The organism is Phenylobacterium sp., assembly GCF_035539035.1.
Taxonomy (GTDB): Bacteria; Pseudomonadota; Alphaproteobacteria; order Caulobacterales; family Caulobacteraceae; genus Phenylobacterium.
Genome location: NZ_DATLJI010000015.1, coordinates 247298 through 262583, shown reverse-complemented (window position 1 = coordinate 262583; position 15286 = coordinate 247298). Strand labels below are relative to the sequence as shown.

At 71.9% G+C, this 15286-nt stretch carries 14 protein-coding genes; 7 read left to right on the top strand and 7 right to left on the bottom strand.

What is annotated here, in order from left to right; all coding sequences use genetic code 11:
• Positions 1-67: 67 nt before the first annotated feature.
• Complete coding sequence (locus VM685_RS13265) at positions 68-526, top strand: hypothetical protein (protein WP_325460635.1); 459 nt, start codon at positions 68-70, stop codon at positions 524-526.
• On the opposite strand, the gene VM685_RS13260 is transcribed toward VM685_RS13265, so the two are convergent.
• From VM685_RS13260 to VM685_RS13250, 3 genes are all read right to left on the bottom strand, one after another.
• Positions 461-2035: a lytic transglycosylase domain-containing protein gene (locus tag VM685_RS13260; protein ID WP_325460634.1), complete on the bottom strand. Its 1575-nt coding sequence runs from the start codon at positions 2033-2035 to the stop codon at positions 461-463. The two genes, VM685_RS13265 and VM685_RS13260, sit on opposite strands and share 66 nt — an antisense overlap.
• A gap of 257 nt (positions 2036-2292) precedes the next feature.
• Positions 2293-3117, bottom strand: coding sequence for a uracil-DNA glycosylase (locus tag VM685_RS13255; protein ID WP_325460633.1), 825 nt, complete (start codon positions 3115-3117; stop codon positions 2293-2295).
• Positions 3118-3150: 33 nt separating this feature from the next.
• Positions 3151-4344, bottom strand: a complete 1194-nt coding sequence (locus VM685_RS13250) for a cation:proton antiporter (protein WP_325460632.1) — start codon at positions 4342-4344, stop codon at positions 3151-3153.
• A 162-nt stretch (positions 4345-4506) separates the two neighbouring features.
• Between VM685_RS13250 and VM685_RS13245 the strand changes: the two genes are divergently transcribed.
• Both VM685_RS13245 and VM685_RS13240 read left to right on the top strand, forming a co-directional pair.
• Entirely contained in the window at positions 4507-5871 is a 1365-nt protein-coding gene (locus VM685_RS13245; protein WP_325460631.1) for a sialate O-acetylesterase, read from the top strand.
• An 84-nt stretch (positions 5872-5955) separates the two neighbouring features.
• Positions 5956-6168, top strand: coding sequence for a hypothetical protein (locus VM685_RS13240; RefSeq protein ID WP_325460630.1), 213 nt, complete (start codon positions 5956-5958; stop codon positions 6166-6168).
• On the opposite strand, the gene VM685_RS13235 is transcribed toward VM685_RS13240, so the two are convergent.
• Positions 6165-6920 (bottom strand): metallophosphoesterase family protein, encoded by a 756-nt coding sequence (locus tag VM685_RS13235; RefSeq protein WP_325460629.1) that lies wholly within the window; start codon positions 6918-6920, stop codon positions 6165-6167. The two genes, VM685_RS13240 and VM685_RS13235, sit on opposite strands and share 4 nt — an antisense overlap.
• Positions 6917-7657 (bottom strand): hypothetical protein, encoded by a 741-nt coding sequence (locus VM685_RS13230; protein ID WP_325460628.1) that lies wholly within the window; start codon positions 7655-7657, stop codon positions 6917-6919. Before VM685_RS13230 ends, VM685_RS13235 begins: the two co-directional genes overlap by 4 nt.
• A 214-nt stretch (positions 7658-7871) precedes the next feature.
• Here VM685_RS13230 and VM685_RS13225 point away from each other — a divergent pair, with 214 nt between their 5' ends.
• Genes VM685_RS13225 through VM685_RS13215 form a run of 3 tightly spaced genes read left to right on the top strand, consistent with a single transcriptional unit; the run spans position 7872 to position 12162 of the window.
• Positions 7872-9542, top strand: coding sequence for an electron transfer flavoprotein-ubiquinone oxidoreductase (locus VM685_RS13225; protein WP_325460627.1), 1671 nt, complete (start codon positions 7872-7874; stop codon positions 9540-9542).
• 48 nt (positions 9543-9590) lie between these two features.
• Positions 9591-11276, top strand: coding sequence for a tetratricopeptide repeat protein (locus VM685_RS13220; RefSeq protein ID WP_325460626.1), 1686 nt, complete (start codon positions 9591-9593; stop codon positions 11274-11276).
• Between the two features lie 4 nt (positions 11277-11280).
• Positions 11281-12162, top strand: a complete 882-nt coding sequence (locus VM685_RS13215; protein ID WP_325460625.1) for a 4-(cytidine 5'-diphospho)-2-C-methyl-D-erythritol kinase — start codon at positions 11281-11283, stop codon at positions 12160-12162.
• 61 nt (positions 12163-12223) lie between these two features.
• On the opposite strand, the gene VM685_RS13210 is transcribed toward VM685_RS13215, so the two are convergent.
• Both VM685_RS13210 and VM685_RS13205 read right to left on the bottom strand, forming a co-directional pair.
• A complete protein-coding gene (locus VM685_RS13210) occupies positions 12224-13771 on the bottom strand; it encodes an ammonium transporter (protein WP_325460624.1) in 1548 nt (515 codons plus the stop codon).
• 27 nt (positions 13772-13798) lie between these two features.
• Positions 13799-14137: a P-II family nitrogen regulator gene (locus VM685_RS13205; RefSeq protein ID WP_325460623.1), complete on the bottom strand. Its 339-nt coding sequence runs from the start codon at positions 14135-14137 to the stop codon at positions 13799-13801.
• 373 nt (positions 14138-14510) lie between these two features.
• On the opposite strand from VM685_RS13205, the gene VM685_RS13200 reads away from it, so the two are divergent.
• Positions 14511-15275, top strand: a complete 765-nt coding sequence (locus VM685_RS13200) for a fasciclin domain-containing protein (RefSeq protein ID WP_325460622.1) — start codon at positions 14511-14513, stop codon at positions 15273-15275.
• Positions 15276-15286 lie beyond the last annotated feature (11 nt).

The window sequence follows — 15286 nt, the reverse complement described above, 5'->3', positions numbered from 1 at the left end:
CTACCAGTCGACAAGAACAAAACAAGAACTGATTGACCTCGGCGGCCGGAGCCGTGCTCCTGCGCCCATGCTGTCGGTGATCATCGATGCGGGAACGGCCGAGGACCGGCTGGCGGGGCTGCTGGCGGTGCTGACGCCCGCCGCCGTGGAGGGGCTGGTGCGCGAGGTGCTGGTCGCCGGGCCCGCCTGGAGCGAGCTGGTGGCCGACCAGGTGGACGCGCTCTGCGACGACACGGGCGCCGAGCTGGCCGGCGACCTTGGCCAGGCGATCGGCCGGGCCAAGTCCGACCTGCTGCTGGTGGTGCCGGTGGCGATCCGATTCCGCAACGGCTGGGTCGAGCGGCTCGGCGACCACCTGCGTGACGGCGGCCGCGAGGCCATGCTGATCGGAGAAAAGCGGCCCGGCCTGTTCGCCCGGCGGCCTTACGGCGTGATCATCGGCAGGGCCGACGCGGCGGCCCTAGTCGAGCCCGATCTGAAGGGTCTGCGCGGAAAGCTCGGTCCCGGGGCTCGTCGGCTGGACTAGGTCGAGCCGCGCGTCGATCAGCCGGGCGCCGCCGGCCAGGGCGTCGAGGGTCCTGGTCTCCTGGCCCCAGAGCTTCTTGTAGCTCCAGTAGGCGGTCATGACCTTCTCGACGTAGTTGCGGGTCTCCTCGGCCGGCAGACATTCGATGAGCAGCAGCGGGTCGGAGGCCGAGCAGCGCTCCACCGCTTTGGACACCGCGCCGGGGCCGCCGTTGTAGGCCGCCACGGTGCGCAGGATGTCGTAGTCGGTGCTGCGCTCCATGAGGAAGGTCAGGTAGTCCTGGCCGGCGCGCAGGTTGGTGGCCGGGTCGAACAGCCGTCGCGGCTCGCGCTTCAGCTTGTCGTCGCCCGTGGCGCGCGCCGCGCTCTCAGGCAGGAGCTGCATCAGGCCGATGGCGCCGGCATGGCTCACCGCCTGCGGATTGAAGCGGCTCTCCTGGTAGGCGATGGCGTAGACCAGCGCCTTGTCGACGGTGAAGCCGGACTTCGGCTCCAGTTCCGGCGTCGGATATTCCCAGACGCTCGGCGGACGGCGCAGGGTCTTCGGCTTGGGCGGGGCGGCGGCGTCGAGGGCGGCGATCAGCCGGCCCCAGTTCTCGCGGTCGCGATCGTTGCCGGCGAAGCCAAGGCCGGCGCGCAGCTCCTGGCGGGCCTCGTCCCAGCGGCCGATCTGCACGAGGGCGGCGGCGCGGTGGGCGCGCGGCCATTGCGAGGTGAAGCGGATCAGCTCCGCGTCGGGCTCGGCGGCCGGGGCAGGGGCCGGGGGCGGCGCGTGTCGGGCCGGAGCCGGCGCCGGCGAGCGCCAGGACGCGCGGACGAACAGGCCGGTGTCGGCCACCGCCGGCTGCAGCTCCAGCTGCCGGGCGGCGATCTTGCCGTAGAAGGTGTCGGCGCTCTGGGCGGCGGTGCGCAGGTAGCGCGTGGCCTCGGCGGCCTCGCCCAGCATGCCGGCGGCGCGGGCCGCCCAGAAGGCGCCGGCGGCGCGCAGCCACGGATCTTCGGCGGGATCGTCGGCCAGTTCGATGAACCAGCCCTTGGCCTGGGCGTAGTCGTTCAGCCGCCAGGCGGCGAGGCCGGCAACCCAGCGTTCGCCTACGGCGGGAGCGAGCTGCGAGGCCTTCTTCACGTCGCCGGTGTAGAAGGCGTAGCGCGCCTGCCAGCCGCGGTCCGCGGGCGGCAGGCGGGCCATGTCCTGGGCCGACAGCTCTGGCTTCGGCGGGTCGAGGGCGTCGGCGGGCTTGCGCTTGGCGGCCAGCGAGAAGATTCGCTCGGCGAGCGGCAGGTCGCGGAACTTGGCCAGCCAGCCGGTGAGTTCGTCGTAGTTCGCCTTGTGCGCCGAGGGGTGCATGAGCTGGCGGAAGGACACATAGCCCAGCAGGGACTGGTCCTTGATCTCCAGCGACTTCATCTGCGCGTCGATGAAGTCCCCGCGGTCGGCCGCCTCGAACGCCAGCGAATAGGCGCGCGCGTCTTCGGACGTGAGCGGTTGCAGGCTCGCCGCGGCGGCCATGGAAGCGATGGAGGCGGCGCACGCGAGGGTGGAAACCCCGACGCATAGGCGCTTAACGAGCGTCATGCCGTCCTTACTGCCGCCGGCCCCTCTAACGGGAGGTTACGCGGCGCCCCTTTTTCTCGAACAGATTCGTAGTGTTAGGCAGCGCTTTGACGGGGATCAAGCCGCCCCGTCGCGCACGGATCCGTGATCGCGCCGCGCTCGATCGCCGCAGGCAAGTCTTCGGAAAGCTTGGCTATTTGCCGGGCAGGGGCTCAATCGGGCCGATGCGGCCGGTCCAGCCGCTCGGTGAGGGTGAGCAGGTCCGTCCAGGCCCGCTTCTTGGCGGCCGGCTGGCGCAGCAGGAAGGCCGGGTGCAGCGTCGGCATGGCCGGCAGCTCCATGGCGGCGTCGGCCGAGCGCCACTCGAACCAGCGGCCGCGCAGGGAGAGGATGCCTTCCTCCCGCTTCAGCATCGACTTGGCCGACGCGCCGCCAACCAGCAGCAGCATCTTCGGCTTCACGAGGGCGATGGCCCGCTCGACGAACGGCGCGCAGATCATCTGTTCGGCCGGGGTGGGCGTGCGGTTGCCGGGGGGACGCCAGAACACCGTATTGGTGATGAACACCCGGTCGGTGAGGCCGGCCGCCGCCAGCATCCTGTCCAGCAGCTGCCCGGCCCGGCCCACGAAGGGGGCGCCCTGGCGGTCCTCGTCGGCGCCCGGACCTTCGCCGATCACCATCAGCGGGGCGTCGGCGCGGCCGCGGTAGAAGACCGCGCGCGTCGCGCCCTCGAATCGCAAAGGGCAGCCCTCGAAGCCGGCGATGGCCTCGGCGAGCTGGTCCAGGGTCTCGGCGCCGGCGGCGAGCGCCTGGGCCTGGGCGACGGCGGCGGAAATGTCCGGCTGGCCGGGGGCGGCGGGCCGGATCGGCGAGACGGTGGCGGCGGCGCGCGTCGGCGGGGGCGGGGGCACGAACTTGCCCGCCTCGATCCGGTCGATGGCCTCGTTGAGCAGCATGGCGTCGACGCCCGCGTCCGCCCAGAAGGCGAGCAGGCTCTCGGCGAGCAGGCGGTTGGAGGGATCGGCCGCGGCGGGCATGGCCCCACTCATGGCGTGGCCGCGGGGCTTTGGCTAGGCCCGGGCGGGGTCGACCTTGCGCGCCAGCCGGTCGGCCAGCTTGAAGACGAACGGGTTGAGCACGATCGAGAGCAGGGCGCCGGCCAGGATCAGGTCGTGCGTCTCCCGGCTCATGATGTCCAGCTTCAGGCCTACGCCCGCCAGGATGAAGGAGAACTCGCCGATCTGCGCGAGGCTCGCGGCGACCATAAGGGCGCCCTGCCGCTCCATCCTGAACAGCGTCGTGATGGCGAGCGCCGCGGCGGACTTGCCGATGATGATGATCGCCAGGACGGCCGCGACCGGTCCGGGCTGCTCGACCAGCACCATGGGATCGAACAGCATGCCCACGGAGACGAAGAACAGCACGGCGAAGGCGTCGCGCAACGGGAGGGAACGCTCGGCGGCGTTGTGGCCCAGCGGCGTGCCGTTCAGCACCACGCCGGCGATGAAGGCGCCGAGCGCGAAGGAGGCGCCGAACACCGCATAGGCCAGGTAGGCGATGCCGAGCGCGATGGCGAGCACCCCCAGGGTGAAGAGCTCGCGCGACCGGGTGTGGGCGATCCGGATCAGCAGCCACGGCAGGACCCGGGCGCCGACCAGCAGCATGAAGGCCACGAAGATCCCGACGCTCAGCAGCGTGCCGCCGATCTTCAGCGCGATCGCGCCCGGATCGGGGCTCGCGCCGCTCACCGCCAGGAGAGGGACGAGCACCAGGGCTACGACCATCACCAGGTCCTCGACGATCAGCCAGCCCACGGCGACGCGGCCGGTGTCGGTCTTCACCGCCTTGCGCTCCTCCAGCGCGCGCAGGAGCACGACCGTCGAGGCGACGGAGAGCGAGAAGCCCATGAGCGCCGCTTCCGCGTCGCCCAGACCCATCAGCCGCCCCACGCCCCAGCCGAGCAGGGTGGCGGCGGCGATCTGCACGAGGGCGCCCGGGACGGCGATCTTGCGCACCTTCATGAGGTCGGCGAGGGAGAAGTGCAGCCCGACCCCGAACATCAGCAGGATGACGCCGACCTCGGCGAGCTGGCTTGCAAGGCCCGCGTCCGCCACCCATCCGGGCGTGAACGGCCCCACCACCACGCCGGCCAACAGATAGCCCACCAGGGGCGAGAGCTTGAGCCGCAGGGCCAGCATCCCGAGGACGAAAGCCAGCACGAAACCGGCGACGAGCGTGAGGATGAGGCTGTCGTCGTGCGGCATCGGGTCTCCTGGCAGGGGGGCAGGCTTCCGACGTGGCGGCGGCCGGCGGCGCCGTCAAGCTCACGCCGCGCACTTTCTTCCGTCGCGGCCGGAACTTCGCCGTGGGTCGCCGAGTCTTGCACCAGGGATCTAGGCCGGCGATCGCCGGGGGAGCGCGCACGCATGGCTTTCGTCGTCTTCGCCGGCCAGTCCAACATGGGCGGCCTGTTCATGAACGCCTCCACCCTGCCGCAGGCCTGGACGCCCGATCCGCTGACGCTGGTGTGGGACGCCGAACAGAAGGCGTGGGCGCCGATGCAGCCGGGCGTGAACACCGGCTACGGCGACCAGCATGAGGCCTGGGGGCCGGAGGCGTCGTTCGCCCAGGCCTTCCGCGCCCTGTTCCCGGGCGAGGTGCTGCGGATCGTGAAGACGGCGCACGGCGGCACCGGTCTCGATCGCGATCCGGCCCAGTGGCACTACGACTGGTCTCCGGCCAGCGACGACGAGCTCTTCGACCGCGCCACCGCCCTGATCCGTGAGGCGGGCGCCGCGGCGGGCGGTCTGCGCCCGGATGCGGTCTTCTGGGGGCAGGGCGAGGAGGACGGCACGAAATGGAGCTCGGCCCGGGCCTATCTGGACAATCTGCCCGCCTTCTTCGCGGCCGTGCGTGACGAGTGGATGGGCGACCCGGCCGGGCGGATCGGCTTCTTCCAGGTGGGCGCCTCGATGGCGTTCGCGGAGGAGGTGCGCCGCGCCCAGCAGCTCACCGACGAGTGGGACACGCGCGCCGACAGTTTCGACACCCGCGCCTTTCCCATGCAGAACGACGCGCTCCACTACTCGGCCGAGGGCTACCGGATGGTGGGGGCGGAGTTCCTCCGCCTCTACGCCGGGTGGCGCGGCGCGGGCGGTGAGGGCGGCGGCGGGCGGTCGCTGGACGGCACGCCTTGGGCTGACACCCTCAACGGCGGCGGCGGGGACGACAGCATGGGCGGCGGCGCTGGGCTGGACCGGCTTCGCGGCGGCGACGGCCGCGACCTGATGTCCGGCGGCGACGACTTCGACGACATGCACGGCAACGCGGGCGACGACACGCTGGCGGGCGGCCACGGCGACGACTGGGTGGTGGGTGGCCGCGACGCCGACCGGCTGTTCGGCGACGAAGGCTCCGACATCGTCTACGGCAACCTCGGCGACGATCTGTGCGACGGCGGCGCCGGCAACGACCTGGTGCGCGGCGGCCAGGGCAGCGACCAGCTGTTCGGCTGGAGCGGCGACGATTGGCTCTCCGGCGACCGTGGCGACGACACCCTCTCCGGCGGCTCCGGCGCGGACATCTTCCACAGCTTCGGCGATGCGGGGCTCGACCGGATCACCGATTTCAACGCCGCCGAGGGCGACCGCATCCAGCTGGAGCCCGGCGCGACCTGGCGGATCGACCAGGTCGGGGCCGACGCGGTGCTCTTCTTGGGCGGCGGCGCGCAGGTCGTGCTGGTCGGCGTCTCGGCCGCCTCATTCGTGGGCGCCTGGGTCGTCGGCGCATAAGTCGGGTGTCCGACAGGGAGCCAGATGCGGCCTAGCTCGTTGTGACGCGGAGAGGGGCGTCCAGTTCAAGCGAGGTCAGGGGTCATGAGAGGACGAGACGTCCGCGCCATCCTCTTCTGTGTGGCGACCACCATGCTGTTGTTCGTGGTCTCCTTCCTGCTCTTCCGCAACTTCATCGTCACCCTGGCGCTCGTGGCCGGCTACGACGCCTGGCTTCTGACGCGCCCGCGCATGCAGCGGGTGTTCCGCCGCCTCCGCGGCGATGCGGACTGGAGCGGCTATTTCAAGAACGACTAGGCCGGGATCGGCGCCGGCCGCTCCACGGGAACGCCCGCCTGCAGCACGGTCCGCTCGCCGTCCTGCAGACGCAGAGCGGTGAGCACGCCCGTGGCGTAGGCTCCGGTGTCGAGCCCGATCCGGTGCTCCAGGAGCTGGGGCCGCGCGTCGAGCCAGGTGTGACCGTGGACGACCACTTTGTCGAACGGCCCCGTCGCATCCAGGAAGCCCTGGCGGATCCACAGGAGGTCGGCCTCGGTCTGGTCGGCCAGCGGCGTCCCGGGCCTCACGCCGGCATGGACGAAGGCGTAGTCGCCGACCACCACCATCAGTTCCAGCCGCTCCAGCAGCCGCAGGTGCGAGGCCGGCATCCGCTCCATCAGTTCGTCGCGGGCGCGGACATAGCTGTCCTCGCCGTCATAGGGCCCGGGGGGCACGACGCCGTAGGCCGCCAGCGTCTCGGCGCCGCCGAACCGCAGCCAGCCGCCGCCGCCCTCGGGCTCGTCCAGGAAGGCCAGCAGGGCCTGCTCGTGGTTGCCCTTCAGAAGGTGGACCTCGACGTCCGTGCGCCGTTGCAGCCAGACCAGCGCCTCCAGCACCTTGTGCGAGTGCGGGCCGCGGTCGACGTAGTCCCCCAGGAAGATCAGCGCCGGACGCCGGCCCGCCGCCTGCTCGGCGCAGTCGCGGGCGATGTCGGCCAGCAGCGCCTTCATGGCGTCGTAGCAGCCGTGGATGTCCCCGATCGCGTAGACGAGACCGCCGTCGACGCTCACGACCGGCGCTCCCGGTCGGCCAGCCGGCGGAGGTCGCCGGCCATGTCCTGGTAGCCGGCGATCACCCGCCCCGGGTCGCTGTCCGCCCGGTGGCGCAGGCTGGCCCAGCGGTTGCGGTAGGAGACGAGCGTGGCGCGCGGCACGCCGGCCCGGGTGGCGCTGGCGTAGGCCTGGCGCAGGCGGCGGTCGGCGGCGATCACCGACGGGTAGGCGCAGCGGGCGCGATTGTCGCCGCGCAGTCCTTCGCAGCGGGACCCGCCCTTGCGGGTGACGGCCTTGGCAGGCTTCGGCCTGGCCGTACGCGGGGCGGCGGCCTTCACCGGGGCAGGCTCGGCCTTCGCGGGCGTGGCGACCGGGGGCTCCGGCCAGGCGATCGCCCGCGTCGCCGGGGGCGCTGGCGTCGGCGTTGGGGCGAGGCTCGCCACCGTCAGGGCGGCCGGCGGCGGCGACGCCGCGGGCGCGGACGGGCGGAAGTCGGGCGGCTTGACGATCAGGGCCCCCGCGGCGAGGCCCACGAAGGCGGCGGCGGCCAGGGCGCCCCAGCGGGCGGGCGAACGCTCGCGGGCCTCGGCCGAGCGGCCCACGAAGATCCGCACCCGCGGCGAGCGGCCGGCCGGGGCCGGGCTCACGGGCTGGAAGATCTCCTCCAGGTCCGCGCGGACGGTGCGCGACAGCTCCCGGCGGTCCGGAAGCGGGGCAGGGGGCGGCGGTGTCAGGTTCGGTCCATCGGAAGTCATTGCGCGGTCCGTCTCCATCGGTCTGCGCTCCGCTTGCGCGGCGACGGAGCCCAAACGGTTGCGGCCCCGCTTCGATCCCAAACGGCGCCACAGTCGACGCAAGAGGCGCGTCCACGGCCGCGTTCCTGCTTGACCGCCCCGGCGTGACGTCCTGATAAGACCCGCGTCGGATCAATGCCGTGCGGGAATCTCCTGCGCGCGAGGGAGCGGGATCATGAGCGAAGGCGTCGAACGGGAATCGATGGAGTACGACGTCGTCATCGTCGGCGCCGGCCCTTCCGGCCTGGCCGCCGCGATCCGGCTGAAGCAGCTCGCCCAGCAGGCGGGGACGGACGTCTCGGTCGCGGTGCTGGAGAAGGGCTCCGAAGTGGGCGCCCACATCCTCTCCGGCGCCGTCATCGATCCCATCGCGCTGAACGAGCTGCTGCCCAACTGGAAGGAGCTCGGCGCCCCGCTGGAGACGGCGGTGACCGAGGACAAGTTCCTGATGCTCGGGCCGCAGGGCAGCCTGGAGCTGCCGATGTTCGCCATGCCGGGCTTCATGCACAACGACGGCAACTACATCGCCAGCCTGGGCAACGTCTGCCGCTGGCTCGCCCAGCAGGCCGAGGGCCTGGGCGTGGAGATCTATCCCGGTATGGCCGCCTCCGAGGCCGTGTTCGACCCCGAAGGCCGAGTGCGGGGCGTGGTCGCCGGCGTGTTCGGCATGACCAAGGACGGCCCGGGGCCGGACTACCAGCCGGGCGTGGAACTGCTCGGCAAGTACGTCTTCATCGGCGAGGGCGTGCGCGGCTCCATCGCCAAGGTGCTGAAGGCGAAGTACGGCCTGTGCAAGGACGCCGACCCGGAGAAGTACGGCATCGGCATCAAGGAGCTGTGGCAGGTGCCGGACGATTGCTTCGTCCCGGGCCTGGTGCAGCACACCACGGGCTGGCCCCTGGACGACAAGACCGGCGGCGGCAGCTTCCTCTACCACTTCGGCGACAACTACGTGTCCGTCGGCTTCGTGGTCCACCTGAACTACAAGAACCCCTGGCTCTCGCCGTTCGACGAGTTCCAGCGCTTCAAGCACCACCCCGAGGTGGCCAAGTTCCTGGAGGGCGGCAAGCGCATCGCCTACGGCGCGCGGGCCATCAGCGAGGGCGGACTGCAGTCGGTGCCGAAGCTCTATTTCCCGGGCGGTGTGCTGCTGGGCGATTCCGCCGGCTTCGTGAACGTCCCGCGGATCAAGGGCAGCCACAACGCCATGAAGAGCGGCATGATGGCCGCCGAGGCCGCCTTCGCCGCGATCCAGTCCGGCCGCTCCGCCGACGAGCTCACCGACTACGCGGAGGCCTTCGACCGCTCGTGGGTGAAGAAGGAGCTGCACGTCGTCCGCAACGCCAAGCCGATGCTGTCGAAGTTCGGCACTGCGCTGGGCGGCGCGCTTTCCATGTTCGACATGTGGACCACCAGCACGCTGGGTGGCTTCTCGCTGTTCGGGACCATGAAGCACACCAAGGGCGACGCCGAATCCACGGGTCTCGCCAAGGACCACAAGCCCATCGTCTATCCGAAACCGGACGGCGTGCTGTCGTTCGACAAGCTCTCCAGCGTCTTCCTGTCGAACACCAACCACGACGAGAACCAGCCGGCGCACCTGCGCCTGCGCGATCCCAGCGTGCCGATTTCGGTGAACCTGCCGAAGTTCGGGGAACCAGCGCGCCTGTACTGCCCGGCCGGCGTCTACGAGGTGCTCTACGACGACAACGGCCAGAACCCGAAGTTCCAGATCAACTTCCAGAACTGCGTCCACTGCAAGACCTGCGACATCAAGGATCCGTCGCAGAACATCGACTGGACGACTCCGCAGGGTGGCGACGGGCCGAACTACCCCAACATGTGACAGGAGCGGCGCCTTGCGGCCGCCGCCTTTAACGTCGAAGGTCCGCCCATGCGCCGTTTCCTGCTAGTCGCCGCCGCCCCGCTCGTCCTGCTGTCCGCCTGCGCCACCGCCCAGCCCGAGCGGCCGGCGGGCCAGATGCAGGAGGTCTTCGGGCTCTCGCCCTACGGCATGTTCCTGGCCGGGCAGGCGGCGCTGAACGACGGCCGCAGCGGGGAGGCCGCGCGCTTCTTCGAGCAGGCGAACGCCCACTCCGAGACCGACGTCCTGGTCGCCGAGCGCGCCTTCACGGCGGCCGTGCTGGCGGGCGACATCGAGAAGGCGTCGGCGCTTTCGCCCCAGGGTCCCGAGGTCTCCGACGCCACCAAGCGCATGGCCGCCCTGGTGAACGCGGTCGAGGCGATCGCCGACGGCCGCGGCAAGGTCGCCCGCGACCTCCTTGCCGGGGAGGACATCGGCTTCCCGCATCGCGGGGCCGCCGCTCTGCTCGCGCCGTGGGCAGCCGCCCAGGCCGGGGACGTGGAGGCTTCCCTCGTCCGCCCGCAGGTGCGCGGCGACCGGGTGGTGGACTATTTCGGCCAGCTCGGCCGGGCCCATCTCTTCGAACGTGCGCGCCGCTACGACGAGGCCGAGACCGACTTCAAGGCGGTGACGTCGGTGGCCGGCAGCGAGATGTCGGTGCTGGCCTATGGGGCCTTCCTGGAACGGCGGGGCCGGCGCGCCGACGCCGTGGCTCTCTACGACACCCTGCTGGGCGAGGACCCTTCGAGCGTGGCCGTGAAGGCGGCCCGCGCCCGGGCCCAGGCGGGCAAGTCGCCGCCGCCTGCACCGGGCGTGCGCCAGGGCGCCGCCCAGGCTCTGCTCGCGCCGGCCGCCACCATGCTGCAGGCCAAGCAGACGCAGATCTCCCTGGCCTACCTGCGGATGGTGCTCCGGCTCGACCCGTCGCGCGATGAGGCCTGGGTCATGGTGGGGGACATCATGCAGGCCTCCGGCGACAGCGAGGCCGCGCGCCAGGCCTACGGTCGGCCGAAGCCCAATTCCCCGGAGTTCGCCGGCGCCCAGGCCAAGCTCGCCTGGACCTACCAGGCCGACAAGGACAGCGAGACGGCCCTGAAACTCGCCCGCACCGCCGCCGCCTCCGGCGACGCCGAGGCCCGCGTCACGCTCGCCGACCTGCTGCGCGCCAACGAGCAGTACGCCGAATCGGTCGAGGTGCTCACCGGTCTGATCAAGGACGCCAAGACTCCCGACTGGCGGCTGCACTACAGCCGGGGCGTGGCGCTGGAGCGGCTGGGCCGCTGGCCCGAGGCCGAGGCGGACCTGCAGATCGCGCTGAAGGCGCGGCCCGACGAGCCGGAGTTGCTGAACTACCTGGGCTACACCTGGATCGACCGGGGCGAGCGGCTGTCTGAGGCCATGGCCATGGTCGAGAAGGCGGTGGCCGCCAATCCGCGCTCGGGCGCCATGGTGGATTCCCTCGGCTGGGCCTTCTACCGCATGGGCGACTACAAGAAGGCCGTCGAGAAGCTGGAGCAGGCCGTCGAACTCGAGGCCGGCGATCCGGAGATCAACAACCACCTCGGCGACGCCTACTGGATGGTTGGGCGCAAGGAGGAGGCGGTCTTCCAGTGGCGGCGCGTCCTCACGCTGGACCCGGACGCGCGCATCCGCGCCGACGTGGACGCCAAGCTGGCCTCCGGGCTGGGGCCCAAGCAGCAGATCGCCGGACCCTGACGCCATGGCGCTGACTGCGCTGGCACCGGCCAAGGTCAACCTGTTCCTGCACGTGGGCGCGCCGGGCGGCGACGGCTACCACCCGCTCTGCAGCCTGATGGCCTTCGCTGATTTCGGCGACCGGCTGGCCCTGCAGCCGGCCGACGCCATGGAGCTGAAGGTCACCGGCCCCTTCGGCGCGGCGCTCGACGGGGCAGGGGACAACCTCGTCCTGCGCGCGGCCCATGCCCTGCTGGCCGAAGCGCGGCGTCCGGTGGCGCCGTTCAGCCTCTCCCTGGACAAGCAGCTGCCCGTCGCCGCCGGCCTCGGCGGCGGCTCGAGCGACGCCGGCGCGACCCTGCGCCTGTTGCGCGAGGCGGCCGGGCTGCAGATCGAAGACGCCCGGCTGGAAGCCATCGCGGCCGGCCTGGGGGCCGACGGGGCCGCCTGCCTCTGGGGGCGGCCGGTGGTGGCCGAGGGCCGGGGCGAGCGGCTGTCTCCGGCCCCGCCCTTCGCGCCCGTGGACGCCGTGCTGGTCAATCCCCGGGTCCCGGTCTCCACGCCGGAGGTCTATCGGCGCTTCGATGCGCGCGGCCGGTTCGGCGAGGTGACCCCGCCGCCGGCGCCGGACGCCTTCGAGAGCGCCGCGGAGCTGGCGGCCTGGCTGGCCACGCTGCGCAACGACCTGGAGCCGGCGGCGATCGACGCCGCCCCGGAGGTGGGCGCCGTGCTGGAGACCCTGGCCGGCGAGCCGGAGACCCTGCTGGCCCGCGTCTCCGGCTCTGGCGGCACCTGCTTCGCCCTGTGCGCCGGGGACATCGAGGCCGAGGGACTGGCCGAGCGGATCGAGGCGCTGGCGCCGCACTGGTGGGTCCGCCGCGTGCGGCTCGGCGGGCCCTGGGAATAGCCCCGAACGAAAATGGGGGCCCCGCAGGACCCCCGCTCCCGTCAGCTGAAAGCTCCCCCAATCAGCTGTGGTAGGCGCGCTCGCCGTGCTCGACGATGTCGAGGCCTTCCTCCTCGGTGTCCTCGCTGACCCGCAGGCCGACGGTGAACTTGATGATGAAGAAGACGATGGCGCTGGCGACGCTCGACCAGGCGATGGCCACGAGCACGGCCTTGAGCTGGGCCATCACCTGCGTCGCCATCACGTAGGCGGCGGTGTCGCACGTCGAGATGTCGCCGTCGGCGGCGCAGGTGGTGTAGTCGACCACGCCCGCGCCACCCCAGTCCGGGTTGACCAGCAGGCCCGTGGCCAGGGCGCCGACGATGCCGCCGACCGCGTGGATGCCGAAGGCGTCCAGGCTGTCGTCGTACTTCAGGGCGTTCTTCACCGCCGAGCAGAACAGGACGCAGATCGGCGACACGATCAGGCCGAGGATCAGGGCGCCCACCGGACCGGCGAAGCCCGCCGCGGGGGTCACCGCGACCAGGCCCGCCACGAGGCCCGAGGCCAGGCCCAGCATCGAGGCCTTCTTGCGGGTGATCCACTCGGTCATGGTCCAGGAGAAGCCCGCCGCGGCCGTGGCGATCAGGGTGTTGACCACCGCCAGCGCCGCATAGCCGTTGGCTTCCAGGTTGGAGCCGGCGTTGAAGCCGAACCAGCCGACCCACAGGAGGCCCGCGCCGACCAGGGTCAGCGTCAGGGAGTGGGGCGGCATGGGCTCGGACCGGTAGCCCTTGCGGGCGCCGAGGATCAGGGCGCCGACCAGGGCCGCGACGCCGGCGTTGATGTGCACCACGGTGCCGCCCGCGAAGTCGAGCGCCCCGAAGCTCCAGATCAGGCCGGCCTGGATCGGATCGGTCGGGGCGGCCGCCACGGCGTCCGGACCCGCCCACCACCAGACCATGTGGGCCATCGGATAGTAGGAGAGGATCGGCCACAGGACCGCGAAGACCAGCACCGCGGCGAACTTCATCCGCTCGGCCACGCCGCCGAGCACCAGGGCGGCGGTGATGCAGGCGAAGGTCATCTGGAAGGCGATGAACGCCAGTTCCGGGATCACCACGCCGGTGGAGAAGGTGGCCACGTTGGAGGCCGGCGTCACGTCCTTCAGGAACAGCCGGCCGAAGCCGCCGACGAAGGTGTCGAGGCCGCCGCCGTCGGTGAAGGCCAGGCTGTAGCCGTAGAGCACCCAGGCGATCATGCCGACCACGGTGACCGTGGACACCTGCATAAGCATGGAGAGCATGTTCTTCTGGCGAACCAGGCCGCCGTAGAACAGCGCCAGCCCCGGCACGATCATCAGCAGCACGAGGATGGTGGAAACCAGCATCCAGCTCACGTCGCCCTTGTCCGGCGTCGGCGCGGCCGCCTCGGCCGGGGCCGCTTCGGCCGCCGCGGCCGGTGCCGCTTCAGGCGCAGGCGCGGCGGCGTCAGCGGCCGGCGTCGCGGCCGCGGCGGGCGCCGCGGCGGGCCCGGCCTCCTGGGCGAAGGCCGGGGCCGCGAGCGGTCCCCCGACCATGGCGGCGGCGAGGGCGAGCCCCGCCAGCGCTTTGAATGCAGCGAGCTTCATTGTCATTGTCCCCTTTGTCCCTGTCCCCTAGAGCGCCGCGGCGCCGGTCTCGCCGGTCCGGATCCGGACCGCGTCCGTGACGTCGAGGACGAAGATCTTGCCGTCGCCGATCTTGCCGGTGGCGGCGGCGGCCTTGATGGCCTCCACGGCCTTCGGCGCGGCGGCGTCGTCGACGACCGCCTCGAGCTTCACCTTGGGCAGGAAGTTCACCTGGTACTCCGCGCCCCGGTAGATCTCGGTCTGCCCCTTCTGACGGCCGTAGCCTTTGACTTCCGAGACCGTCAGGCCCTCCACGCCGGCCGCGACCAGCGCTTCGCGCACGTCGTCCAGCTTGAAGGGTTTGACGATCGCCATGATGAGTTTCATCCGCTCGCTCCCGCGCGACCCTTGGGCTGGGCCCGCCCACCTTCAGTTGCTCAAAAGACCGCCGCGGACGTCCCATCCCCAAGCGCGGCGGTCGCTGGACGCTAGACACGGCCGGGCCGGCGGAGCGCCGCCGCAGCGCCGCCGCTGAGCAAGAAGGCAGTCGCGGCCCAAGTTGTGGGCGCCGGCGCTGCGCGGCGCCTCAAAACTGTGCGGAATCGGCCGCGGGAGCGGTTCGGCGCGAGCCTCTGCGTGAGCGGTTCACGAGGGGGTGAATGCGGAACCCCCAGGCTTCGCCATGCGTAGTGGTGCCGGACCACTCGCTTGCGCGGGCGCGTTCGTGTGGGGCTGACCGGATGTAACCTCGAGGATTTGGATGACGACCTATCGCCTGCTGACCGCCACCGCCGCCGCCGCCCTCATCGCTGGGCTCGCCGCCTCGGGCGCCGCCGCCCAGACCCCCGCCGCCGCGGCGACCGCGAAGACCGAGGCCGCCGCGCGGGCGGCCACCGGCAAGACGTCCTCCGACGCTGCGGCCGCCACCCAGCCGCAGGGCACTGCCGCCGCCGTGAGGGAGGGCGCAGCTCCCGTGGCCGCCGCCCAGGGCGCAGCCCCGGCCGCCGGCGCCGCCAAGCCCGTCGCCGTCGCGGGCGACCTGGTGGACACCCTCAAGGCCTCCGGCCAGTTCAGCACCTTCATCCAGGCGGTGGATTCCACCAACCTGACGGGCCTGCTGAAGAGCAACAAGAACCTGACCGTCTTCGCCCCGACCGACGCGGCGTTCGCGGCGATGCCGGCCTCCGAGCTGGCGCGCCTGAAGGCCGACAAGGCGGCGATGCAGAAGTTCGTCCTGCACCACGTCGTCAACGCCCCGATCCCCTCGTCGAAGATCAAGGGCGCGAAGGGCCCGGTGGCGACCGGCGCCGGCGACCAGGTGCTGCTCGACGGCAGCGACGAGGCGGCGCTGAAGGCCGACGGCGCGACCATCGTCCAGGCTGACCTCCAGACCGGGAGTGGCCTGCTGCAGGTGGTGGACCGGGTGCTTGTGCCCGGCCAGGGCGACACCTCGACCGCGGCCGCCTCGACGGGCGCCAGCACCGGGGCCAGCGCCACGGCTTCGACGCCGCCGAACAAGCAGTAGCGGGAACCTTC